Consider the following 24,004-nt stretch of genomic DNA (forward strand, 5'->3'; position numbering starts at 1 on the left):
CCGCCTGCTATGAACCGGACGTGCACCGTATATGCACGTTTGGCTACAGTATTGAACCATGATCAAACCGTTGAGCGAACTGGTTGAACCAGGCTGGGCCAAGGCGCTGGCCCCAGTAGAGCCGAACATCCATCAGATGGGCGATTTTCTGAGAGCCGAAAATGCGGCTGGCAGGCCGTGGCTGCCCGCAAGCCATAATGTTCTGCGCGCTTTTACCATTCCTTTTGACTCCATCAAAGTACTGATTGTTGGCCAAGACCCGTACCCCACGCCAGGCCATCCTGTGGGCCTGAGCTTCTGCGTGGCTCCCGACGTGCGCCCACTGCCGAAAAGCCTTATCAATATTTATAAGGAACTGGTGGATGATCTTGGCGTGCCGATGCCTGCCAATGGCGATTTGACGCCATGGACTGAGCGCGGAGTCATGCTGCTCAACAGATGCCTGACCGTAGGAGTCGGACGCCCCAACTCACATCAGGGCAAAGGCTGGGAGCAAGTTACCGAGGCAGCCATCCGTGCATTGAACGCCCGTGTTGATGCTGAAGGCAAGCCCAAACCATTAGTGGCTATTCTCTGGGGGCGAAATGCGCAGAGTCTCGAACCACTGCTGACCAACGCTTTCATTATTAAATCTCCGCATCCGAGCCCACTGTCTGCATCCCGTGGATTCTTTGGCTCCAAACCATTCTCTCGCGCGAATCAAGCACTGGTTTCCATGGGTGCTTCTGCAGTGGATTGGCAACTGTGATTCACTAGCCAGGCAATGCTGTTTGAGTGTGCAAGCTTGGGAAAATCAATCATTTCCCAAGCTTGCAGTCAGCGTAGGTAGTTACAGTGGTGGGCATGACTTTGTTCCCCACGCAACCACAATTGCCTCCGCAACCGTCTGTTCAGCGCCCGTTGGCCACTCCCGTAGCGGCACCGGCTCCAGGAACCGCAGCCCCTCTGGGCCTTGATGACGCCAAGCGTGCACGCATGCTGGCGGATACCATTCGTTCGAGGTTCTCCCAGACGCTGGTCGGTCAGGATAATCTGCGCGAATCGTTAATCGTCACTTTGGTCGCTGGCGGCCATATTCTTATTGAATCCGTGCCTGGTCTAGCGAAAACCACTGCGGCACAAACGCTGGCAACCTGTGTTTCCGGCTCGTTCAAGCGCGTGCAATGCACGCCTGATTTGATGCCGTCCGATCTTACCGGCACACAGGTGTTTGACTTCGCATCTCAGAAGTTCACCACGCAGATCGGCCCGATTCACGCTAATTTTGTGTTGCTCGATGAGATCAACCGTTCCAACGCCAAAACTCAGTCAGCCATGCTTGAAGCCATGGCTGAAGGTGCCACCACTATCGGTGGCCAGCGCATCGCTTTGCCGAAGCCGTTCATGGTGATCGCCACGGAAAACCCCATTGAGGAAGAAGGCACGTTCAACCTGCCTGAAGCCCAGATGGATCGCTTCATGATGAAAGCTGTGATGACCTACCCCACCGCCGATGAGGAAACCCGCATGCTGGCCATGCTGACCCGACGCGGCTCGGATATGATCGGTCCGGATACCATCACCGGCGAACGCATCACGGTGAACGATGTGGAATTCCTGCGCAAGGCGGCACGTCGAGTGCATGTCTCCGATGCCATCATGAAGTACGCGGTTGATATCGCCGCCACTTCTCGTGGCGCTGGCTCTCGACCGATTAAGGGCTTGTCTTCGCTGGTTCGTCTGGGTGCTTCTCCACGCGCCACTATCGCGCTGACCCGTATCGGTCAGGCAAAGGCACTGCTCTCCGGCCGCGATTACGTGATACCGGAAGATATCAAGGCGTTCGCCCATGAGGTGCTTCGCCACCGTATCGTGCTCACGTTTGAGGCTCTTGCCGATGGCGTGGTCAGTGATCAGATTGTCGATAAGATCGTCGAAACGGTTCCTGTTCCGTGAGTTCAGATTCTATTCGTAGGAAAATCGAGACCCTCGGCACCCAAATCAGCCTTCCCACCGTGCGTAAGGCATTGGGTGTTCTGGAGGGTGAGCATGCGTCCGGCCGCCGTGGCGGTGCCGGTGACGTTATGGATGTGCGCGCCTATGAGCCCGGGGATGAATCCCGCCTAATCGACTGGAAAACCAGCGCCAGGCAGGGCCAACCCATGGTGGTGCAACGCGAGAGGCTATCCACTTCCCGCGTATGGCTGCTTATGGACGTGGGCCGTGAAATGACCGGCATGTGCCCTTCGGGCGAGCACGCGTATGATGTGGCCGCCAATGCGTTGCGCATGTTCGCGGCCTTGTCTCTGCGCCGCTCAGATGACGTATCCATCGTGTTCGGTGACGAGGCGAGCATCACTCGTATCCCGTTCAACGGTGGTTTTGCGCAGTTTGAACGAACTCTGGACGCATCCCTCAATCGCACGTGGAATCACAAGCGCAATATTGATGCGCTGCTCGAGTATGCCCGCCGTATCAAGGATCAGCATGCACTGATTGTGCTGGCAACCGACGAGTTGGCCATTGCGGAGCGTCATATTACGGAATTCCGCCGTATCGCGAGAACCCATCCGATAGTGCTTATCGATGTGGCGACGCTGAATCCTTTCAAACCACTGGCGAAGGGGCATGCCGCCCCGCTGGATGGCGTGACCAACCGCAGGGTGCCGGCTTTTTTGCGTGCAGCAACCAGCGCACAACAGGTGGAAACACATCGTCAGTATCTTGCAGCCGCATTGGAGCAGGAATTGAACCGTACCGGATCGTTCATGATTCACGCCGGCTCCAGTGAGGAGATGTTTGACCGTTTCGTGCAACTGGTGTCTGTAGCTTTGGCTCGAACCACTCGTAATCAGCTGGGCAGCATGCCTGAATTGAGTCTGGCAGGTGATCGTTCATGACCATGACGATCCTCCCTCGTGCTGTCAATCATGCGGTAAATCTTGCTGTAGATCCCAGCGATCTGCATCCAGCAGACGCACTTTCCATCACCGGGCCACTGATTGCCGTGATTGCCGTATGCCTACTGCTGGCCATCGGTCTGATCATTGCCGTCGTGGTATTGTCTCGCCCGCCGCGCAAGCCGCGTACAGACAAACAGCTGCGCGGAGCGCATCGCAACGCCAGCGCCAAAGCCCAATGGCGCGCACGCATTGATGATGTGCTGACTCGGTACGCCAATGGCGAGCTCGTTCGTGAAGACGCATTCGTGGAACTTGCTTTGATTGCCCGCGAATTCGCCACGGCAGCCAGCGGCAGATCGCTCAAATCCAGCACGCTTGCCGATTTGACTCGCATTGATCGTTCCACTGCGAACAGGCAGGGGCTGGACATGCTGAGTCAAACTATTGAGGCATTGTATCCGCCGGAATTCGCGGATTCGGCGTTCAATATCCACGCGCAAACAGTAACAGTGGAACAGGCCGCGGAATGGGTCTCTAATCTTGTGGAAAGGTGGCGAGCATGATGCTAGCTTGGCATTGGCCTTGGGCTGCACTCGCCGGCGCCTTAGTGGCACTGGCTATTATCGTGCTAGCCATCGTGCTGAAACGGCGCAATAACGCTTCTGACGAGGCGGTGTTCTCACTGGATGATGATCTCAATACAGAGCATGCCTCCCGTCTATTCCGTCAATGGCGCGCGTTGAACCGTATTGCTGTGGTCATGCTTGCATTGGCATTGATATTGGCTATTGCGCTGATCGCACGCCCTTCTCAAGTGGATGCCAGTGATGAACGAGCTTCAAGCAGAGATATTGTTTTGTGCTTGGATGTATCCGGTTCTACGTTGCCGTACGATCGCGAGGTCATTGACACCTATTTGGAATTGATCAAGCATTTCCAAGGCGAGCGTATCGGCTTGAGTATTTTTAACTCCACATCACGCACTGTGTTCCCGCTTACCGATGATTATGATCTGGTAACCGAGCAGCTCACTGCAGCCAGCAAAGCATTGAAGGGTGTGGAAACCCAGGACGATATCGATAAGATGTCGGATGCGGATTACCAGAAAATCGCGGACTGGTTGGAAGGTACGCAGAACAGAAAGGATGCTACATCTCTGATTGGCGATGGTGTGGTGTCTTGTGCGGCTATGCTGCCCGGTTTCGCTTATGGTTCCGCTAGTGAGGCGAATGCCGAACGTCAGCGTGCTGCATCGATTGTGCTGGCCACCGATAATGTGGTGTCCGGAAAGCCTACGTATTCATTGTCTGAAGCCCTTGATCTGACTACGCAAACCAAGATTTCCGTAGATGGTCTCTACTCTGGCCCGAAGTCGAGCGAGAACGATCAGGCGACGCTGGATATGAAGTCTGCCATCGAATCCCATGGTGGAGTATTCCTCACCCAATCCAATGGCCAGTCCGTTAACGAACTGGTTAAGGATATTCAGTCTCGAAGGGATACCGAATCGGAAAGCAAGGCCAAGGCTTCAATGTCTGACGCTCCCGGCTGGTGGACATTGGCTGCGGTGATAGCGCTGATTGTTGGCATTGCTTGTGCATGGAGGTTGAAGCGATGAATGGATTCACCTTCTCCCCCGCTCTTGGCTGGATTGCAGGCGGCAGTCTCGCTGGAGCACTGGCTGTGATGGCTATTGCTGAGATTGTGCAGTTTGTTCGCCGGGGCAAGGCCAATGCCACGGATGAAACCGTGTGGGCATGTGTGCGCCGAACGCTGATGCTGGCGGTAGCCGCATTGATGGTGTTGACTCCGAGTGTGGTGGCTCCTACTACGTCTCGTGCCATCAATGCTACGGATGTGATTATTGCTGTGGATACGACTGGTTCCATGGCTGTTTCCGACGCGCAATATGGTTCCAGTGAGACCATCAGCCGTATCGAAGCTGCACGTAAGGCAGTGCACGGTATCACCGCTACATATTCTGATGCCAGCTTTGCTGCGCTTCGGTTCGGGGCTTCCGGCACATTGGATGTTCCGCTGACTCCTGATGCTCCCGCTATTGATAATTGGGCGGATACGTTGGCTGTGGAATCCACATCCGTGTCTTCCGGTTCGAGTCTGGATGCTCCAATCGATCAGTTGTTGGTGACGGCCAAGTCGATTCGTGATGCTCATCCTGATGATGCCATTGTGTTGTATCTCATCACCGACGGTGAGCAGACCTCGAATGTGGCGAGGAGGTCTTTCTCTTCCCTGCGGCAGTATGTAGATGATGGTTTCACTGTAGGCGTGGGCTCCACTGAGGGCGGCAAGATTCCGGTAATTGCTGATGGTGTGAGTGCCGGCGACTCAAGCACTACTGATCAGTGGGTTACCGACCCGGATACCGGTCAGCCTGGTATTTCGAAAATGGATGAAAAGAATCTCAAGGATATCGCCGATGAGATTAGCGGCACTTTTATTGCCGTCAATGAATCCACTACGTTGGCCGACCAGACTTCCAGTAAAACCTCTCAGCAATGGCGTGTTACCACTACGACTAAGGAACGCACGCGCACCACTGCAGTGGTTTGGCCATTGGCGATTGCGCTGGCCGTGCTGCTGGCTTGTGAGTTCGGCGCTTGGATTGCCACTTCGAGGAGATTGCTATGAATGCTTCTGCAACAGCACCTAACAAAGCACGACGAGCGCGAGTATCGCTTGGTGTGCGTATCGCGTTGATTGTCATCGCGGTAGTGCTGATGGTGGCGGCAGGTGTCGCAGCTGCGAATCTTTCCGCTACCATCAAATTCAATCAGGCTACAGCATCGCTGACTTCGAATCTTAAGGCTGCGCAGGATTCTTCCACTGATGTGAGCACGTTGAATGCACAGCAGCAACAGACTGATGCTCAATTTGCTGAGGCTGGTCAGATGCGTGCAGTGCTGTTGCCTCAGATTCGTGATGCCATTGATACCAACGCTTCTATCTCTGCTGAGCTGACGAAAATCACATTGAAGCAGGCTGAAGTGCAGCAGAATGGTGAGAGTTCGCAGGCTGAAGCTGCGCAGGCTTCCGGTTCTTCGCAGTCGAACGCTAAAAAGGGTGGCGCGCTAACTGAAGAGCAGAAGAAGCAGGTGGAAGAGCTGATGAAGGCGAATCAGCAATCCACGGACACGCAATCGAATACCAAATCCGAGCAGAAAACCACACAAAACAATGGCAACACCACCAAACCATGGTGATACGTGATTTTTTACTGCCTCCTTTTGGCTCCCCTTGTCAGGGGAGCTGTCGGCGAAGCCGACTGAGGGGTAGCCTCACGGAGCCAGCGCAAATTTCGGTATAGCAATCTACTCTGGGCTGGTTTATGCACAACAAATGTGTATAAACCAGCCCTTTTTTCATAAGCTAGAACCACATAGGTCGATTCGGCTGGACAGACGATTGCACTATCCCTTTAGCTGGATTCATGAACACTTTTATGATGAATCCCAGCTCCAGTACGCTCTCCTCTCCGAACCATATCGGAGGGTTCGCCGGCAACACGGTGACGCCGTTTGATTATGGTTCCTGCCCATGCCATGCCGCCGTAGAACGTAGCCGCAATCTCATTGGCGTGCAGCAAGCCGCCACGCTTGCGGTCTGCGACCGTTATGCCACAGCTTCAGCTCAGGCAAAGAACATTGTCTGGACCGGCAATGCCGCCAATCTATTCCGCAGGAATCTGGACCAGCTCACACAAGCCTGCCAAGTATTGGCTTCTGACATGGATGCCACCTATCGACTTGCATGGGGGTAATCATGACTGAATCCGCATATTACTGGCAAGTGGAATCCTCGGTCTATGGCGGTGTCGGCTATGCTCCTGCCACTTTGGAGGAATATACGGCGATTGCCAAAGCTTTGGACGCTGAAGCGTCTGGTTTTGACGCGCTTGCTACATCATGGAGTAGCGCTGCACTGCAATTGCAATTACACCGTACTAGTGCGCCAATGTGCCCAGCGCTGAGCACTGGCGACCCAACAACTGCAGCAGCCGGTCATAGCACTCTTGCATATGCCGCGTTGGGCAACCGTTGCCAAGAACATGCATTGGCGTGCCGCAAACTCAGTGCTGAGTTATCGAGCACGGCAAGTCTGCTTATTCGTGCTCACGCTTTGTATTCGGAAGCTGAATTATCCGTGCGACGCGTGTTCACCGAAGCGATTCAGGCCGGCACACAGTACAAGCCTGGGCATGCCATGATTGGCACTGCCGCAGTGGCGATGGGTGGTCTTATCTCCGGTTGGGTGATTGAGGGTAAGCCCAATGCATCGTGGATGTCTACCTCCACGTATCCTTTCCAGGAAGGCGTGTTGAGCGGTATCGGCGCAATGATGTCCGGTATTGCCATAGGCAAAGGCGTGGCGCACACCGATGAGGTCAATAAGGGCGCAGGCAAAATCGCCAATATTTCCGGGCCTGTAAAAGACATTGTGCAGGGCAATCATATTGAAATTACCGAAGTGTACGCGCGCAACGAGGTAGTGCGATCGAGCACTAGCGTGGGCGAATCTATGGAGAATCTACGCCGTCTTGCCGAAGAAAGGCTCGGCAAAATTCATCTCGATAGTGGTCTTGAATATGGCACTATAGCCATTCAGCGATATCAGAAAACCGATGGCACCAACGCTTGGCTGGTTACCATCCCGGGCACTGACGGTAAAGCAGATTCACCTTTCGGCTGGGAACAGAATGTGGAGCTGATGAGCTCAGACAAGGAACGCCGCATGCGTGCGGACAGCGTGCGTATGGTGACTGAAGCTATGCAACAGGCTGGCATTGGCAAAGATGAACCGGTGGCGTTGATTGGGCATTCGCAAGGCGGCATTGTGGCGGCCACTATTGCTTCCGATTGGGCGGAGGATTACAACATCGAGCATGTGGTTACCGCGGGTTCGCCGGTTGCCAATCATCCGATTCCGGCCGATACATGGGTGACCAGTGTGGAAATCGACGATGAGCTCGTGGCTGCTTTGGATGGAGCTGCAAACCCAAATACCAAGAATTGGCTGACTGTTCGCGGTCATGTCTCCCCTGCGCCAGCAGCTACTTCCAGCACCATTAACGCCGATGGCTCCTGCACGCCTGGATCAACGCCGATTTATGGCGAAACAGCGTATGATGCTGCACCTGTGGCTGGTGGCGCTACGGACGGTCGGGAAATCAGCCATTGGATCAAATACCATCAGGCCGCCTATCAGAACGCCACTGATTTAGGATCACCGGCATTGCAGCGGCACGAGTCGCATTTCCAAAACGTTATCGATGGCGAACTGAAGGAAACCCGCTACTTCCAGGGCCGTATGACCTCCAGCACTGTTCAGGCACCAGCTGACTATTCCGCGCAGATGAATCTCATGCACGAATAGCGTCGGTTAACTGTGAGATTCGCCCGGCATATGCTGCAAGGTGATAATGAGGGAAGGAGTGGAATCGGTTCGGTTCACTGTTGCAGAGAGGTGTAGATGCATGGCATGCGCCAAAGATTGGGCGACAGCAAGCCCTAATCCGGAACCTCGTTTGCCGCGTGCATCATCAGCCTGATAGAAACGATCGAACAGCTGGGCCGGATCAATTGATTCGTCCTCCGATTCCGTAATGGGATTAGCGAAGGTTACCGTATCGCCATGTTGTCTCACTACCGGCGCACCGCTACCATGGCGCAATGCGTTGGTGATGAGATTGTCGACAATGCGGCGCAATGCCGTGGCATCAGCCTCTAATGCAAAACGCTGATCGTCGAATTGAAGGCTTGGCTCCCAGCCATGCTCCTCAAACTCTGGGTAATGCCCAACCAGAACTTCGGCGATAAGCGGATAGAGTTCCACCCGTTCAACATCGAGCGTCTGATCAGGATCATTAGCACGGGCGTAGGCAAACAGCTGGTCAAGCAAGCCGTGCATATCATCCAACCGGTGGAGGGCTACCGTCAGATGACGGCGCCAAGAGGCAACGGATTGCTCGGTGTGATCGTCCTCAATATGCTCATCCAATGCCAACTGGATATGCCCCTGCGCACCCATCAACGGCGTGCGCACGTCATGTGCGAGCGCTGATAACTCACGCTGGAACTCCTGCGTTTTGGTCATCATCGCAATACGCTCGGATTGAATCGCATCCAGTTGACCATTAATCGCTCGGGCCAGTTCACGGAACGCGCTACCCGGCAGCTGTACATCCAGACGCGAGTTGCTTCCCGCAGGCCGTTCGTTCAGAAATCTCGCCATGCGTCGCATCTCGCGTCCATAGACCACAGCTGTCACGGTAATGCCCAGCACCAACCCGACTACCAGTCCCACAATCATCATGACACCCATCGTCAGCACACGTCACGATGCCGATTAACCAGTAACGCTGCTCCGGCCGAGAACGCAATCCAGCCCATATAGCAAATCAGAGCGTGCGCCCATACCGGCATGCCAAGATCAACGCCGTTAACCGTCGTAGCGAATAAGCCGAAACTATTGGAATAGAGCCGCGCATTATACGAGGGCAGCCAAAATACCGCATATTCCAACCATGAAGCATGCAAGGCCAGAATCGACAGCGCAATCGTCAATAACGATCCCAACATGCCCGTGCCAATGATTACTGAAGCAGCAATGCCAAGCGCTTTGCTGCGCACAATCATTGTCAATGACACGATAATCATAATGAATGCGATTGCACCGAGCACAGTAATGCCGCAATATTCCAAATAGGCGCTCAGGCTTTCCGCATGCCGGAAATGAACGCCTAGTGCAAGGCACGCCAGTTCAAGCGACACAATCGTCACCACCGCGTTCCATACGGTCAGCAAAGCCGCAAGTAGCAGTCGACTGACGATATATGGTGTTCGGTCGCTCTGGCCAACAGTGAGATTCTTGATAAAGCCGGCGTCCCAATCATCCATGATGACCAGCACGGCGAGTATGGCAACGAGCATGGGCAATAGCGAGCTGTTGGGGGCACCTACTCCTGCGGCTGCCAGTAGTGCAGAGTGTGAATCCATTGCCCTATCGGATGTTGTCAAACCGGCAGAGCTATTAGCTGCAGCGGTCATGCCATCGGTACTGGTTTGCGTGAAACCGGCAAACGTTCCAAGCAGTATCAGTACGGTGAGCAATCCAGCAGTCAGAAGGATAACCAGCGCAGTGACAACCCAAAACTTTTTGCCATGCACCAGTCGATACAGGTCGGCTTTGAGCAAGTTGATCATCATCGGCTCCCTTCCTGACGCATTTCCTGGCGCATGGAATGCGTGCGAGCATCATCCATAAGCGTGACGAAATAATCTTCCATGTCACGCGATTTCATCGATAGTTCCAGCACTGCCTGATTCGTCTCATGCAGGATGCGAGAGACTTCTGTTGCATCAAAATCGCCGGAAATAGTGATTGAGCCGTCAGGTTCTGCAGCAAAACGAATCGAATGAGTTGAGTTCGTGGAATCAGCCGTCAACCGGTCTTCAAGAACTGCGAGCGCGGTTGCGGTATCCGCAGTACGTACGGTCAGGCTGTCTCCGCATTCGGATTGCACCTGTTCCGCAGTCATTTCACGTACCATGTGCCCATTCGCGATAACGCCATAGTGGGTGCACATGCGCTCCAACTGGTCAAGCACGTGGGAACTCACCACAATGGTGATGCCGCGTTGCTGATTGAGTTGCACTAGAAGCCCACGCATGGCACGGGCGGCTTCTGGGTCGAGACCGTTGAGTGGCTCATCAAGCAGCAGTAGGTCAGGGCCTCCAACCAGGGCCAGTGCAAGACCTAAACGCTGCTTCATGCCGAGTGAAAAACCTTTGACTTTCTTATGACCGGTGGTATTGAGGCCTACTTGTTTGAGCAGTTCCTTGCAGACGGTTTTAGGGTCCGCTACTCCAAGCGCGAGCGCTTGCACCATGAGATTGTCGTAAGCGCTGAGGTTCGGCAGCAGACCGGGGTTTTCGATGAGTGCACCAATACGTTGCACACCGCCAGACTGGTTGGCCGTGGAGTCAGTTACATCGACAGTATTGTCGAACAGCATGATTTCACCGCTGGTGGGTTCTACCAACCCCGCAATCATCTTCATAACAGTTGATTTGCCAGCACCGTTTTTGCCGACGAATCCATAGATCGCACCTTGCGGTACGGTCATGTTGCATCCATCGATTACGCGCCTACCGGCATACTGTTTGACGAGCGAATGTACGCGAATCGCATCCATCAACTGCTCCTTGTCTCTTCGATTGTGCGTTGATGGAATCTACCGTATGAAACGGTTCTTGCGCAACGCTCGCGCAGCAATCATGCAAGTCTTGCGAAATACTTGCGAAAGTGTGATGCTCATACGCCCAGCTTGAAACCGAGCCCCCAGACGGTTGTGATGTAGGTGTCAGTGCCGGAAGGCTTCAGTTTGGCACGAATCTTGCTCACATGAGCGGTAACGGTATTCTCGTCGACCATGTAGGGCTCTCCCCAACACAGTTCATACATCTGCTGCTTGGTGAACACGGTGTTCGGATGGGCCATGAGCAGTTCGATGATGTTGAATTCGATGTTGGTCAGTGCCACAGGCTGGTTGTCAATGGTAAATGTGCGAGCGGCGCAGTTGAGGGTCCATCGAGCTGCGGTGAGTATAGGAGCTGTTGCGGCGGTCTCTCCCCCAGTCGGCTCCGCCGACAGCCCCCTCGTCAGAGGGGGCCGATATAACGCATCATCAATCACAGAATCAGGATTACCAACCTGCTTCGCCGATAGTTCTCTCGTCAGAGAAGGATATTGAGAATCGTTGCCTGCGGCAATTGAATATGAGCGCCCGCGTAATTGGGCTTGGACTCGAACTACCAGCTCGTCTAAATCAAATGGTTTGACAAGGTAATCATCAGCGCCCAGCTTGAGCATGGAAACACGGTCGGCTACTGTATCGCGCGCGGAAATCACGATAATCGGCACTCCGGTACCTGTCTCACGCAATTCACTAATCAAGCGATCGCCTGGCACACCGGGCAGCATCAAATCGGTGATAATGCAGTCGAACATCTCCCGTTCCAGCAGCAGCCGCGCTTCAGAACCTGAGTAGGCGGGTGTGCAGTCATAACCCGCTTTCGTCAGTTGCGTGCACACCACTTCATTGATGTCCGCATCATCTTCGATTACCAATATTCGCGCTTCACTCACGGTTATCCAGCATACGACACCGCCCGGTTCACGGCTGGAAGTACCCTAGAGGGCATGAAGCTTACTGATATTTCCCCTGCAATCGCATTGACCCCGCTTGATGGCCGTTATCACAACGCTACTGCCCCGCTCGTGGAATACCTGAGCGAGCCTGCTCTGAACCGCGAGCGTATGCGCGTTGAGGTCGAGTGGATGATTCTTCTGGCCAATGGTTTTGAAGGCAATGGCAACCAGCCGATCGTTGATGGCGTCAAGCCGTTCACCGAGGCGGAGAAGGAATTCCTTCGCGCTATTCCGGAAGATTTCGGTGCTGAAGGCATTGCCGCGCACGCCGCGCACGAAGCCGTGACCCATCATGATGTGAAGGCTGTGGAGTACTACATCGACGATCAGATCGATAAGGCTCCAGCCGAACTGACCAACATCAACGGCAAGCTGAAGACCCTCGTGCATTTTGCCTGCACTTCCGAAGACATCAATAACCTTTCCATCGCTCGCTGCGTGAAGAATGCCATGGAGAACGTGTGGACTCCGGCATTCAAGGAGATCATCGACCATCTGGCTGAAAAGGCTGAGGAAAACAAGGACAAGGCCCTGCTGTCCTTGACTCACGGTCAGCCGGCTACTCCGACCACGCTCGGCAAGGAACTCGCCGTCTACGTCTACCGTCTGAACCGTCAGCTCAAGCACATTGAAAACCAGGAATACTTGGGCAAGATCAACGGTGCTACCGGCACGTTCGGCGCTCACCTGGCTGCTTGCCCGGATGTTGACTGGATTGCCGTCTCCCGTGAATTCGTCACCAACCGTATGGGCCTGACTTGGAATCCGCTCACTACGCAGATCGAATCCCACGACTGGCAGGCTGAGCTGTACTCCACTGTTTCCCACGCCAACCGCATTATGCACAACCTGTGCGTGGATGTGTGGATGTACATTTCCCGTGGCGTCTTCGCTCAGGTGCCGGTTAAGGGCGCTACCGGCTCCTCCACCATGCCGCACAAGGTGAACCCGATTCGCTTCGAGAACGCCGAAGCAAACTTCGAGATTTCCTGCTCGCTGCTGGACACGCTGTCCGCCACGCTGGTGGAATCTCGTTGGCAGCGTGATCTGACCGACTCCACCACTCAGCGCAACATCGGTTCCGCACTCGGCTACTCCCAGCTGGCCCTGTACAACCTAATGGGTGGCTTGAAGTCCATTCACCCGAACGATCACGTCATCTCCCGTGAGTTGGATGAGAACTGGGAGGTGCTTGGCGAGCCGATTCAGACCGCCATGCGCGCCTGCGAGCTTCGCGGCCTGCCCGGCATGGATAAGCCGTACGAGAAGGTCAAGGAACTGATGCGCGGCCACGAAATCAACAAGGAACAGGTCGAAGCATTCATCGACCAGCAGTCCTTCGACCCGGAGACCGCAGCCCGTCTGAAGGCGCTGACGCCCGCCACTTACACTGGTGTGGCTTCCAAGCTGGTGGCTTTTGACCGCTGAACGTCAATTGAGTAAAGTCTCATAACACACTAGGGCGCGTGCGCAATTGCGTACGCGCCCTACCATTAGAAGCGCAATTCCACATAATCGGCAAGTGAACAGGAGTTCAGGTGGCAGAACCGATTATCGACGATGTGGCACCTCGCCGCACCCGCGATTTCGCAGATTTGACTAGGGCCGCAATGTCTCTGCTGACTGCGGCCATCGTCATGGTGTTTGCCGTATTCATGGGAGGCATAACCCATGGCGTGGAGTCCGATGCGCATACCGCCGCGCAGGCCATCAACTGGTTAGCCAACTATCCTTCCACGGTTTTAACCCAACTGGTGACCATCATCATGGTAGTTATCGTGTTGGCACAGATTCTTGTTGCTCGCGAATGGTTGCAAGCCGCTGTCTCCGCCATTGCCATGCTTGCCGGCTACGGCACCGTCTGGGCTATTTCAACGATTATCAGCGGGCTTACCGATCAGACACTTGCCATAGCTTTAATCTCAGCGGCTACCTCATACGGTTCAGGACTGTTGCCTGATATATACGCTGGCATGGCCGCATTCCTTACTGCCGCCGGCCCGCGCCGCACCCGTTCCAGCGTCAAATGGAGCTGGAATATTCTGTATGTCACTGCAGTGGTAATGGTGGTGCTTTCCTGGCATTCCGTGACCGGCATGCTGGTTTCCATGACGGCCGGACGCACTGTCGGCATGCTGATACGTTTCCTCGTTGGCACCCAGAACAAGGGTGTCTGGGGTATGCCGCTGGTCACTGCACTCAAAGGTATTGGGCTCGACACCGCATCATTGATACGGCATCAGGAACCGGTGATTACCAAGCGCAGCTCGCTTGCGGCTTCACTGGAAGATGATTTAACCGCTGGCTCACGCTTGTATGATCTCGAAACCACCGATGGTCGCAAGTTCATTGTGTCGGTGATTGATGCGCAAACCCATACTGTTGGCTATTTGAAGCAGGTGTGGGATTGGATTCGTTTTACCAGCGTGTCCATTCGCCGAGATAAATCAGTGCGAGACGCTGTGCAGCATCATCTTTCCATGCTGCTTGGCCTGCATAACATCAAACTGCCCGCGCCTTCCCCCTATGGCATCGCCGATACCGACGAATCCGCTATTTTGGTGTTGGATGCGAACACTATCGCCATGCCTGCCAATCTGAAGACTCTGACTCAGGCGGATGCGGTTGCCTATATGCGCTATCTATCCGTGGCGAACCGTCGCGGCTACACGCACCGACGTATTACGCCCGATACTTTGGCCCGTCTCGAAGATGGCACTCCAGTGATTGCCGGATGGCTTAACGGAGACAATGCCTCGAGTGCTGCAAACACCGCGCTTGATAAGGTACAACTGCTTGCCTTGCTTTCCGCGCTCATCGGTGTTCAGCCGGCCATTGATGCAGCCCGAGAAGCGTGGGGTGATTTGACGCTCTCTACGCTTGCCCCCTTTATTCAGAAGGTTGCGGTGCCTTCTCCCACGCGAGCTTTGGACACATGGGATAAACAGCTGCTCAAATCGTTGCGCAGTAGTATTACTGCGCTTTCTGATGAAGACACCGCTGAGGCTGCTGAACCGGTGACGCTTGCTCGCTTCTCCTGGCGTTCGATGATTACCATGCTGCTGGTGCTTGTAGCCGTGGTTGTGGTGTTCACACAGCTCAAGCCCGAAGAAATCATCGATGCCCTGACTAATGCCAACCCGATTATGGCCGTGGTCACGCTCACTTTTGGCGTGTGCGGCTGGATTGGCTCCTCCATATCGCTGGGCTCGCTGATGGATCGCGGTAGGCGCAACAATACTGGAGTGTTCATGAGCCAGGTGGCCGGCGGTTTTGCCACCGTGTCCATGCCGGCCGGCGTCGGCCCATCGTTTGTGAATCTGCAGTTCCTGAGAAAATCCGGGTATCGCAATACTACGGCAACCGCCATTATGAGCGCGGCTCTTGTGGTGTATTACGTGGTGTATTTCGCCATGCTGGTGCTTATCGGCATGTTTACCGGACGTAACATGCTTTCCGGCGCTATTCCAACCAATACGTTGGTGATTGTGTTGGGTGCTGTGGTGGCGCTGATTTCCGTCGCTATGATGATTCCACCGGTGCGGCATTGGGTGACGAGGCAGTTAATGCCATTGGCGAAAACGTATATCAATCAACTGTTTGATGTCTTGTCGCAGCCTCGTCAGCTTGCCATCAGCTGCGCCGGCGCTCTCTTCCAGAACATCACCACCGGCTTGGCGTTCTGGTCGGCATTGCAGGCGTTCGGTTATTCTACGAATCCGATTGAAACCACGTTCATGTTCATGCTGGCATACGCATTGGGTTCCGCAGTACCTACCCCAGGTGGTTTGGGCGGTGTGGAAGCAGCCTTGACTTTTGCGTTCGTTGCTGTGGGCGTGCCGCAAGCTGTGGCATTGTCGGCAACATTGCTGCACCGTGTGGTTTTCTACTGGTTGCGTATTCCGCTGGGTGCCGCAGCTATGAAATGGTTGGACCAACATAATCTGGTGTGACCAGACAGGCGGCAATATGCCAAAAACCGGTAAAACGTCAACAAAAATGCATGCATAAACCCCCGATAATGGGCCGACTTCCATTCTGTGAGCAAATTCGGCGCAAAATCGCGGAAAAAAGATGTGAAAAGCCTTATAAAGTGCGGGTTTCGGCAGGTCTATGCGCTATCATCATGTGATGAACACGGACAAGCACCGCGCTTGCCCACTGACCCAAGAAGGATGCTTTATGGCATACAACAAGTCTGATCTCGTCTCGAAGATTGCCCAGAAGTCCAACCTGACCAAGGCTCAGGCCGAGGCTGCTGTTAACGCCTTCCAGGATGTTTTCATCGAGGCTATGAAGTCCGGCGAAGGCCTGAAGCTCACTGGTCTCTTCTCCGCTGAGCGCGTCAAGCGCGCTGCTCGTACCGGCCGCAACCCGCGCACCGGCGAGACCATCAACATCCCGGCTTCCTACGGCGTGCGTATCTCCGCTGGCTCCCTGCTGAAGAAGGCTGTCACCGAGTGACTCTTCGCCCCTAGCGGCCAGCTTGCACATCAAGCGAGATAAAAGAACCCCGACCATGACGGTCGGGGTTCTTTGCATTTGTATTGCTATCTCAAGGATTCCATAACAGCATTGAATTCCTCAGTCGGCTGAGCTTCGAATGGATCGAGCAGCACGGCTTCGCGGCGTTCTGGGGCCGTGATAGTCAAGTGGGTCCAATCAGCGGAGAACTGAGCGCCTGAGGCAAGTGCTGCCTCTACGAATCGGCCACGCAATGCAGCGCGAGTATCGGCTGGGGCCTCATGAACTGCACGCTCTACTTCGCCATCTTGCATCAGTCGACGCATCTGACCACGGGCGGTAAGCGAGCCGTACAGTTTACCGTTGGCGATGTCGTGGTAATCCAGCTCAAGCTGTTCCAGCTGAGCTAAGGAAACATCAGGCTTACGGCGGCGCAATGCCTCGAATACGCGGCGTTTGGCCGCCCAATCCACATGAGTGGCGAGTGCATCATAATCGCCCGCTTCCAAGGCATTCAGCACACGATTCCACTCCCCCAGCACTTCAGCAACCGAGGATACTGAGAATGATGAGGCAAAAGCCTCACCATGCTTGGCGATGCATGCTTCGACTGCGTCATAATACTTGCGCTGTAATTGCAATGCAGTGAGCGATTCGCCTGAAGATAGGGCCAGCGGTGCAGCAGGATCATCAAGGAATCGGCTCACCGTGCGATTGGCTGCAGCCGGGTCTGCGAATGCATAATCCTCAAATCCGGATGGCACATTATGCCGGAACGCATCTTCAATAACACACAGCACCAAGTGCGTCACGGCGAGCTTCATCCAAGTTGCCCATTGCGAACGGTTGGAGTCGCCAATGATCACATGCAAGCGGCGGAACGCATCCGGGTCTGCGTGCGGTTCATCGCGCGTATTCACCATCGGGCGTGATCGCGTAGTGGCGGAGGAAACAGCCTCATCCAAGAAGTCGGCTCGCTGGGTGATTTGGAAGCCTTCGGGCGTCATGCGGCCTGCACCGGTGAATAATTGTCGTGTAATAAGGAATGGCAGCAACTGGTGTTCCACTGCCTCCAACGGCACAAAGCGGCGGACCAGATAGTTTTCATGGCAGCCGAACGCATGCCCCGCGGAATCCACATTGTTTTTGAACACATGGATAGTGGCATGTTCACCGTACGATTCGCGCAGCTTCGCCTGTGCTTTCAGAGCCAAACCGCGCATTACTCGTTCGCCGGCGAGATCCTGCGCCAAGGCTTCGCGTGGATCGCGGGCCTCTGCGGTGGCGTATTCGGGGTGTGATCCAACGTCCAAATATAAACGGGAACCATTGGTCAGGTACGTGTTGGTGGATCGGGAACGCGAGACGATGGGCTGGAACATGGTCATCGCCACTTGGCCTGCATCCACTGGCTTGCTAGCCCCGGTCACGGCCACGCCATATTCGGTTTCCACGCCGAAAATACGGCAGAACCCGTCCATCTCAGCGGATGGCACGGGTTCTGTGGCGTGGAGGGCTCGAGTGCCGCTGTCACGCAATTGGGGCATCACTCGCCGCCTTTTTGCACAAAGCTGTTGACGTATTCTTCAGCATTGGTTTCGAGGGTCGATTCGATGTCGTCAAGGATGCTGTCGAGCACGTCGGACTGGTCTTCGGCAGCAGTGTTGGATTCGGTTTGAGCTGCTGCGAGAATATCGTCCTCGTGGGTTTCCTGCGACTGGGCTTGCGGTTGTTCGAATTGTTGTGGCATGGTGTCCTTCTATTTCAAATATTGCTTGAGTTCGCGCACAATCAAACCATTGGTGGCCACCACATCGTTATCGTGACGCCAGTGGATGCGGTCGCCGTCCCAACGGCTCAGCGTACCCTGAGCTTCCCAGACCACTACAGTGCCTGCAGCGATGGCGGGGATATCCCACACGTGCAGCATCGGTTCGAAGTACGCGTCATAGGTGCCGTCGGCCACCTTGCACAAATCAAGGGAAGCGGGACCAACTCGCTTGATATCAGCCGGCTTGCCAGCCACCAGCGAAGAGGCTACATCCAATGCGCGCTGGGATTCGCCAGGCAGGAAGGACATACCGTAGCTCAGCACGGAACCTTCCAGCGAAGAAGTCATGGACGGCACCACTTTATCGCGCTTTTCGCCGACTGCGGTTTTATGAATACGCACAGCGCCAGCACCCTTGGCCGCCAGATAGGTCAGGCCCAATGCGGGAGCATGCACCACACCGAGAATAGGCCTCGGCTCGCAGTTCTCATCAAATTCAAAGAGAGCGGCGGTCAGTGTCCATTCGCTCATGCGGCGCACGTAATTGATGACGCCATCGATCTTGCCGATATACCAGTAACGCTGGCCGGGGCGGCTCTGAGAAGGACGCGTGGACCAGAAACCGTCAAAGTGGGCGATATCAGCCAAACGCGTACTCATGAAACGCAGGATCCTGCTATCGGCTTCCAGCTTGTACCGGTTACCGTTGCGGGATTGATCATCGGCAACGGACTGCACGATGTTGCGAGGATTGATCTGATCATGGAGGGCATGTTTGCCGGCTTCTTCGAGGAGACCGGCTACCGTCAGCGCAAGACTGCGCAGTTCCTGTGGGCTCTGTGTCTTTGTGTCTTCCATAGCAGTCCAGTTTATCCTTCCGTGCTGATGGCTAGTGCTTTCAGCAAATCAATGGCGTGTTCCGCGGTATTGAGCTGATGTTCACAATCCTGCTTGGTGAAGCAGAGCGGATTGGAGATATCCAAGGAGAAGAGGTGAGCAGCTGAAGCTGCCGCATGGCTGGCGTTGCCGTAGAATTCAGCAGCATCGTCATCATCAGCAGCATAGGTGTCACGTGCGGTCAGTCGGGACCAGCTCACTGCTGCGACTTCTTGGCCAAATTTGCCAACCAACTTGCCCCTGAGCCAGGCACGGGTGTTTTCAGGAGGTTCGCTGGCTGCTTGTGCGATGTCTTCCGCACGTACCACGCGTTCGGTATGCGATTCCAGTTTGGTGAATACGCTGGCTTTTGGATTCAATGCCGCCCATGACAAATCGATGACTTGCAGACGCGGGTCATTCCAGCCGAACGATTCCTCCGGTGCCCGGCCTGCCGAAGCTGCGATTTTGCGACGCATTTTCTCCAGCAGCTGCCATTTCAACAGCCATTCGATGCGGCTTGCCTCATTGCTGAGCTTCAGGCGTGCGTCATTATCGGCGTGACGGATGGCCGCCACATCGGCGAGCGCTTGCCCCCACATCGCCATTACCGAAGTAGTGGATTTATCCGGCCAAGCCGGCTCACCCTTCGTATCCGTACCGTCCAGCAATGCGGCGACCTGATAGACAGCTTGCCGCAGTTTGAGCTGAATCAGCCATGCCGTGGTTTCACCGCCGTGTTCCAGCGGTAACGAAGCACTGAGCGACAAATCATGCGATACCGTGTGCATGGCTTCAACCGGATCAGCCAGTTCGAGGCCGTCCAGGAAGGTGTCTATATCGAAGCCGGCTTCCTGGGCGTGCTCGAGCAGCCACAGCAGCATGCTGGTGGTGCCGAGTTTCAACACTTGCGGCACCTGCATGCGATTCGCGTCACCGACGATGACATGGAGACGACGGAATTCGTCGGTGGAATGTGATTCATCACGGGTGTTGATAATCGGACGTTCGAACGTGGTTTGCAACCCGATTTTGGAATGAATGTAATCAGCGCGTTGGCTCAACTGGTATCCGGCGATTTCGCTATGTTCGCCGATTCCTACACGCCCCGAGCCGGTGTAGATCTGCCGCGTGACGAAGTGCAGGGTCATAAGTCGTGCCACCTGCGTGAATGGCACATTGCGCAACATCATGTAGTTTTCATGAGTGCCCCAACTGGAGCCTTTGCCATCCACATTATTGCGATGCAATACGATGGGGGTTCCTGTTGCCGCCGCAGCACGCTCGGTGGCGGCCTGCATAATCAGGTCTCCTGCATGGTCATAGCGCACTGCTTCAAACGGGTCCGTGGTTTCCGGAGCGGAATATTCCGGATGCGCATGATCCACGTAGACACGGCCGCCATTGGGGGCAATTACGTTGGTGATGTTGAGCTGCGGAGCATCGGTGAGCATATCCGGACGAGCTGCGGCGCGTTCAAGACGCGTGCCACGTGCGTCGTTGACCGGATCTTCTTGCCGGTAATCCCAACGAATGGTGTTACTGTGCTGGCTCGCAGCGCCATTGACCACGTCAAAGGAGAGCTGCACTGGATTGTAGTGGCCGGCACCGTTCAGTGACACTGCATATTCGGTTTCAGTGCCCATGACACGTTTGACTGTCATATCGGGTAAACACTCCTGTTCTTTCGTCTATTCGACAGAACGAATGCGCCGAATCGGGTCCATGCCGTTGATGCGAGCCCACTGTTCGGGGTCAACGTCTGCCATGGAATCTCGGGTTTCAAGGAATTCGTCTTCCACCGCGGCGGCCAGCAATGATATGGTAATTGCCACGTTTTCACCGGATTCGATGGATTGCTTGACCGCGCGGGTCTTGGCGCGATCCACAATGTTCTTAAGCATCGCGCCGGAAACCACGTCCGCCAGGAACAATGCCGACCATTGGCCGGATTCGCTTTGCACGTCGCAGATATGGCGGCGTTCTGAAGTTTCGTAGATATCGCGCACCAACACTGTGGACAGCGCATGAGCGTCCACTCCAGCTTCCAACGGCAAATCGTCGGTCAGATAATGGTTCACGATGGCGACTGCCTGCTCAGCCTTTGGCCGCCCGACGCGAATCTTTACATCCAATCGCCCTGGGCGCAGTACGGCCGGATCAATCATGTCCACGCGGTTGGAGGCGCCAATCACCATCACATTGTCGAGTGATTCCACGCCATCAAGTTCGGAGAGGAACTGCGGCACAATCGTGGTTTCCACATCAGAGGACACACCAGAACCGCGAGTGCGTAGCAAGGAATCCATCTCGTCGATGAACACTACTACGGGTCGGCCTTCCGCGGCTCGTTCGCGAGCACGCTGGAAAATCAGACGAATCAGTCGTTCTGATTCTCCGACATATTTATTGAGCAGCTCCGGACCTTTGACGGAAAGGAATACACCCTTCACCATGCGTTCGGTGTCGTCCACCGTACCGTTGCCGTCCATGTCATAGCCGCCCTCGCACAGTGCATTGGCTACGGCTTTGGCAATCATCGTCTTGCCATTGCCAGGCGGACCATACAGCAGTACGCCCTTCGGCGGCTTCAGATCATAGCGCTGGAACAATGCACGATGCTGGAATGGCAATTGCACTGCGTCACGGATTCGCCCAATCTCCTGATCGAGACCGCCGATATCCGCGAATGTAACGTCCGGAGTCTCCTCCAATACCAGATCCTGATCGCCTTCCGTGGGCAGGATTTCCAGCGCCAGACGAACGGACGGATCCACAATCACACGGTCACCTTGATTGATGGCGTCATGCGCCAAGGAACCGGACCGGCGAATCAGCACAGGATTGCCTGCAGTGTCCGTTACTACCAAGCGCCCGTCATCCAACGACTCTTTGACAATGCGAATCTGACCTACGGTATCGCTATCGCGCTGTTCAACCAACACCAGCTTTTCATTGAGCATCACTGTGGCACCAGTGGTCAGACGAGCGGCATTCACATTGGAGGCCACCGGTACCACCATGCGGCGCGTACCGGAAATCACCTCAGCCGAGGCGTGCTGGATACCATCTGCATCAATATGCGTGGAGTCGACCTTCACCATGGTGGCGAACGTCAGCGGAGGTTGCGCAAGCTGCGCCAACTGGGATTTGGCTTTCGTCAGTTCCTTGCCAGCTCGGCTTAATGCCTCGGCAAGCGCATGATTGCGTGCCATCAGCCGATCATTCAATGCGGCAAGGTCTTCTGCTTCGCTCATCCACGCTCCTTGACTGTGCGATAGGTCGTATTGGATACCGTCTACTGTTCAGCAACTCGCTTACTGCTGTTTTCGGCTACGCACCACACTACGCACTTTGCGCACCACGAACCAGACGATGACCACAATCACTGCGGCAATGACCACGTCCTCGAATACGCCGAGCGCACCCTGAATCGAACACCATTGGTCACCAAGCAGGTATCCGGCAGAGACAAGAATCGTGTTCCATACTGCTGAGCCGAGCAGGGTCCAGCCGGTGAATTGCAGGAAATTCATGCGATTGAAGCCTGCCGGAATCGAAATCAGCGAGCGCACCACCGGAATCACACGGCCGATGAGTACCGACCATGTGCCGTATTTGGTGAACCAGTCGTTGGCTTTGCTGACATCGTTGCGGCTGACGCCAGGAATCTTATCGGCGGCGCGATTAATGCGATGCAAACCAACCCAACGGGAGATGCCATACAACGTCCAAGCACCGAGTACCGAACCGATAGTGGCCCAAATGATTGCTCCCGGCAGGCTCAAGGTTCCACGTGCTGCGGTGAATCCGGCGAGCGGCAGAATCACTTCGGATGGAATGGGCGGGAATACGGATTCCAATGCGATGGCCAAGGCCACGCCAACGCCACCGATGGTTTCCATCAGAGTGATCAGCCATTCGGTGATAGTGCCGATCAGTCCGCCTTCGGATGCGGTGCATATGGGAGTAGGGTCTGCCGCAAGGGCTACGGCAAGCTCAGGGGAAAAACTCATAGCGGGTATTGTCCCAAGGTTTTTCGACAATCTAAGGCATGGTGCAAGAAGATGTGCAGTTTGTTGACAAGTCCGGCGAAGCTGGGGAATTCGTGACGCCGACGTTGAGCAAGCCTGGTTTGTTGGTGATGGATGTGGATTCCACGCTTATCGATGAGGAGGTTATCGATGAGCTGGGTGAGGCAGCCGGCAAGGGTGCTGAGATTTCTGAAGTGACTGAACGCGCGATGCGCGGTGAGTTGGAGTTCTGTGATGCGCTTCGTGCCCGCGTGGCATTGCTGAAGGGGCTTCCGGTTTCGGTATTTGATACTGTGCACGACAAGCTGCATTTCACGAATGGTGCTGTGGAACTGATTGATACGCTGCATGCGCATGGTTGGAAGGTCGGCGTGGTGTCCGGCGGCTTCCACGAGGTGGTGGACAGGCTTGCTGCCGAGGGCAATATTGATTTCTGGATTGCGAATCGATTGGAAGTTGAGGATGGCCAGCTCACTGGCAAGGTGCTGGGTGAGATTGTCTGCAAGACAGTGAAATTGCATGCGTTGAAGGCTTGGGCAGAGCGCCTTGGTGTGCCGATGAGTCAGACGGTGGCTGTGGGCGATGGCGCCAATGATATTCCTATGATTCAGGCCGCAGGGCTTGGATTGGCTTTCTGCGCTAAGCCGAAAACGCAGCTTGCCGCTGACGAGGCTATTAATACGCGCGATTTGCGCCTGGTACTTGACTACCTGCAGTAGATTGTGGGGTAAATTTTTACCCTCCTT

At 55.0% G+C, this 24,004-nt stretch carries 23 protein-coding genes; 13 read left to right on the forward strand and 10 right to left on the reverse strand.

Translation table 11 applies throughout. From position 1 onward, the window contains the following. Positions 1-58: 58 nt before the first annotated feature. From AC1AY0_RS01800 to AC1AY0_RS01840, 9 genes are all read left to right on the forward strand, one after another. On the forward strand, positions 59-748 hold the full coding sequence (locus AC1AY0_RS01800; protein ID WP_476524194.1) for a uracil-DNA glycosylase: 690 nt from the start codon (positions 59-61) through the stop codon (positions 746-748). Between the two features lie 95 nt (positions 749-843). Continuing rightward, positions 844-1,935 (forward strand): AAA family ATPase, encoded by a 1,092-nt coding sequence (locus AC1AY0_RS01805; RefSeq protein ID WP_476524195.1) that lies wholly within the window; start codon positions 844-846, stop codon positions 1,933-1,935. Continuing rightward, on the forward strand, positions 1,932-2,879 hold the full coding sequence (locus tag AC1AY0_RS01810; RefSeq protein WP_476524197.1) for a DUF58 domain-containing protein: 948 nt from the start codon (positions 1,932-1,934) through the stop codon (positions 2,877-2,879). The genes AC1AY0_RS01805 and AC1AY0_RS01810 overlap by 4 nt, the downstream gene beginning before the upstream one ends. A gap of 2 nt (positions 2,880-2,881) precedes the next feature. Beyond that, the gene (locus AC1AY0_RS01815) at positions 2,882-3,445 is read left to right on the forward strand and encodes a hypothetical protein (RefSeq protein WP_476525938.1); all 564 of its coding nucleotides are present in this window, start codon (positions 2,882-2,884) and stop codon (positions 3,443-3,445) included. Beyond that, entirely contained in the window at positions 3,442-4,500 is a 1,059-nt protein-coding gene (locus AC1AY0_RS01820; protein WP_476524199.1) for a VWA domain-containing protein, read from the forward strand. Before AC1AY0_RS01815 ends, AC1AY0_RS01820 begins: the two co-directional genes overlap by 4 nt. Next, the gene (locus tag AC1AY0_RS01825) at positions 4,497-5,534 is read left to right on the forward strand and encodes a vWA domain-containing protein (RefSeq protein ID WP_476525634.1); all 1,038 of its coding nucleotides are present in this window, start codon (positions 4,497-4,499) and stop codon (positions 5,532-5,534) included. Before AC1AY0_RS01820 ends, AC1AY0_RS01825 begins: the two co-directional genes overlap by 4 nt. A gap of 83 nt (positions 5,535-5,617) precedes the next feature. Further along, on the forward strand, positions 5,618-6,106 hold the full coding sequence (locus tag AC1AY0_RS01830; protein WP_476524304.1) for a DUF6466 family protein: 489 nt from the start codon (positions 5,618-5,620) through the stop codon (positions 6,104-6,106). 227 nt (positions 6,107-6,333) lie between these two features. Next, positions 6,334-6,663, forward strand: a complete 330-nt coding sequence (locus AC1AY0_RS01835) for a hypothetical protein (protein WP_476525636.1) — start codon at positions 6,334-6,336, stop codon at positions 6,661-6,663. 2 nt (positions 6,664-6,665) lie between these two features. Beyond that, positions 6,666-8,276, forward strand: coding sequence for a PGAP1-like alpha/beta domain-containing protein (locus AC1AY0_RS01840; RefSeq protein WP_476524204.1), 1,611 nt, complete (start codon positions 6,666-6,668; stop codon positions 8,274-8,276). 6 nt (positions 8,277-8,282) lie between these two features. Here the strand turns inward: AC1AY0_RS01840 and AC1AY0_RS01845 are convergent, their stop codons facing one another. From AC1AY0_RS01845 to AC1AY0_RS01860, 4 genes are all read right to left on the reverse strand, one after another. Then, positions 8,283-9,215 carry a sensor histidine kinase gene (locus AC1AY0_RS01845; protein WP_476524205.1) on the reverse strand — a complete coding sequence of 311 codons (933 nt, stop codon included), beginning with the start codon at positions 9,213-9,215 and terminating at the stop codon, positions 8,283-8,285. Between the two features lie 11 nt (positions 9,216-9,226). After that, positions 9,227-10,108 carry a hypothetical protein gene (locus tag AC1AY0_RS01850; protein ID WP_476524207.1) on the reverse strand — a complete coding sequence of 294 codons (882 nt, stop codon included), beginning with the start codon at positions 10,106-10,108 and terminating at the stop codon, positions 9,227-9,229. Then, entirely contained in the window at positions 10,105-11,097 is a 993-nt protein-coding gene (locus tag AC1AY0_RS01855) for an ATP-binding cassette domain-containing protein (RefSeq protein ID WP_476524209.1), read from the reverse strand. Before AC1AY0_RS01855 ends, AC1AY0_RS01850 begins: the two co-directional genes overlap by 4 nt. A 119-nt stretch (positions 11,098-11,216) precedes the next feature. Then, on the reverse strand, positions 11,217-12,050 hold the full coding sequence (locus AC1AY0_RS01860) for a response regulator transcription factor (RefSeq protein WP_476524211.1): 834 nt from the start codon (positions 12,048-12,050) through the stop codon (positions 11,217-11,219). A gap of 54 nt (positions 12,051-12,104) precedes the next feature. Here AC1AY0_RS01860 and purB point away from each other — a divergent pair, with 54 nt between their 5' ends. The 3 genes from purB to AC1AY0_RS01875 all read left to right on the forward strand — a co-directional run bounded on the left by purB (position 12,105) and on the right by AC1AY0_RS01875 (position 16,577). Further along, positions 12,105-13,541 (forward strand): adenylosuccinate lyase, encoded by a 1,437-nt coding sequence (gene purB, locus AC1AY0_RS01865; protein ID WP_476524213.1) that lies wholly within the window; start codon positions 12,105-12,107, stop codon positions 13,539-13,541. Between the two features lie 110 nt (positions 13,542-13,651). After that, on the forward strand, positions 13,652-16,066 hold the full coding sequence (locus tag AC1AY0_RS01870) for a lysylphosphatidylglycerol synthase transmembrane domain-containing protein (RefSeq protein ID WP_476524214.1): 2,415 nt from the start codon (positions 13,652-13,654) through the stop codon (positions 16,064-16,066). A 229-nt stretch (positions 16,067-16,295) separates the two neighbouring features. Further along, positions 16,296-16,577 carry an HU family DNA-binding protein gene (locus AC1AY0_RS01875; protein WP_476525638.1) on the forward strand — a complete coding sequence of 94 codons (282 nt, stop codon included), beginning with the start codon at positions 16,296-16,298 and terminating at the stop codon, positions 16,575-16,577. Between the two features lie 86 nt (positions 16,578-16,663). Here AC1AY0_RS01875 and pafA read toward each other — a convergent pair whose 3' ends face one another. The 6 genes from pafA to AC1AY0_RS01905 are packed head-to-tail and all read right to left on the reverse strand — an operon-like array spanning position 16,664 to position 23,240. Beyond that, complete coding sequence (gene pafA / locus AC1AY0_RS01880; protein WP_476524215.1) at positions 16,664-18,124, reverse strand: Pup--protein ligase; 1,461 nt, start codon at positions 18,122-18,124, stop codon at positions 16,664-16,666. Beyond that, positions 18,124-18,327 (reverse strand): ubiquitin-like protein Pup, encoded by a 204-nt coding sequence (locus AC1AY0_RS01885; RefSeq protein ID WP_476524217.1) that lies wholly within the window; start codon positions 18,325-18,327, stop codon positions 18,124-18,126. The genes pafA and AC1AY0_RS01885 overlap by 1 nt, the downstream gene beginning before the upstream one ends. A gap of 9 nt (positions 18,328-18,336) precedes the next feature. Further along, positions 18,337-19,206: an inositol monophosphatase family protein gene (locus AC1AY0_RS01890; protein WP_476524218.1), complete on the reverse strand. Its 870-nt coding sequence runs from the start codon at positions 19,204-19,206 to the stop codon at positions 18,337-18,339. A gap of 11 nt (positions 19,207-19,217) precedes the next feature. Beyond that, a complete protein-coding gene (gene dop / locus AC1AY0_RS01895; protein WP_476525640.1) occupies positions 19,218-20,888 on the reverse strand; it encodes a depupylase/deamidase Dop in 1,671 nt (556 codons plus the stop codon). Positions 20,889-20,915: 27 nt separating this feature from the next. Then, positions 20,916-22,481: a proteasome ATPase gene (gene arc / locus AC1AY0_RS01900; protein ID WP_476524221.1), complete on the reverse strand. Its 1,566-nt coding sequence runs from the start codon at positions 22,479-22,481 to the stop codon at positions 20,916-20,918. A gap of 60 nt (positions 22,482-22,541) precedes the next feature. Then, on the reverse strand, positions 22,542-23,240 hold the full coding sequence (locus tag AC1AY0_RS01905; protein ID WP_476524223.1) for a DedA family protein: 699 nt from the start codon (positions 23,238-23,240) through the stop codon (positions 22,542-22,544). A gap of 38 nt (positions 23,241-23,278) precedes the next feature. On the opposite strand from AC1AY0_RS01905, the gene serB reads away from it, so the two are divergent. After that, positions 23,279-23,977 (forward strand): phosphoserine phosphatase SerB, encoded by a 699-nt coding sequence (serB, locus tag AC1AY0_RS01910; RefSeq protein ID WP_476525641.1) that lies wholly within the window; start codon positions 23,279-23,281, stop codon positions 23,975-23,977. The last annotated feature ends 27 nt before the right edge of the window (positions 23,978-24,004 follow it).

The organism is Bifidobacterium sp. LH_416 (assembly GCF_056357055.1).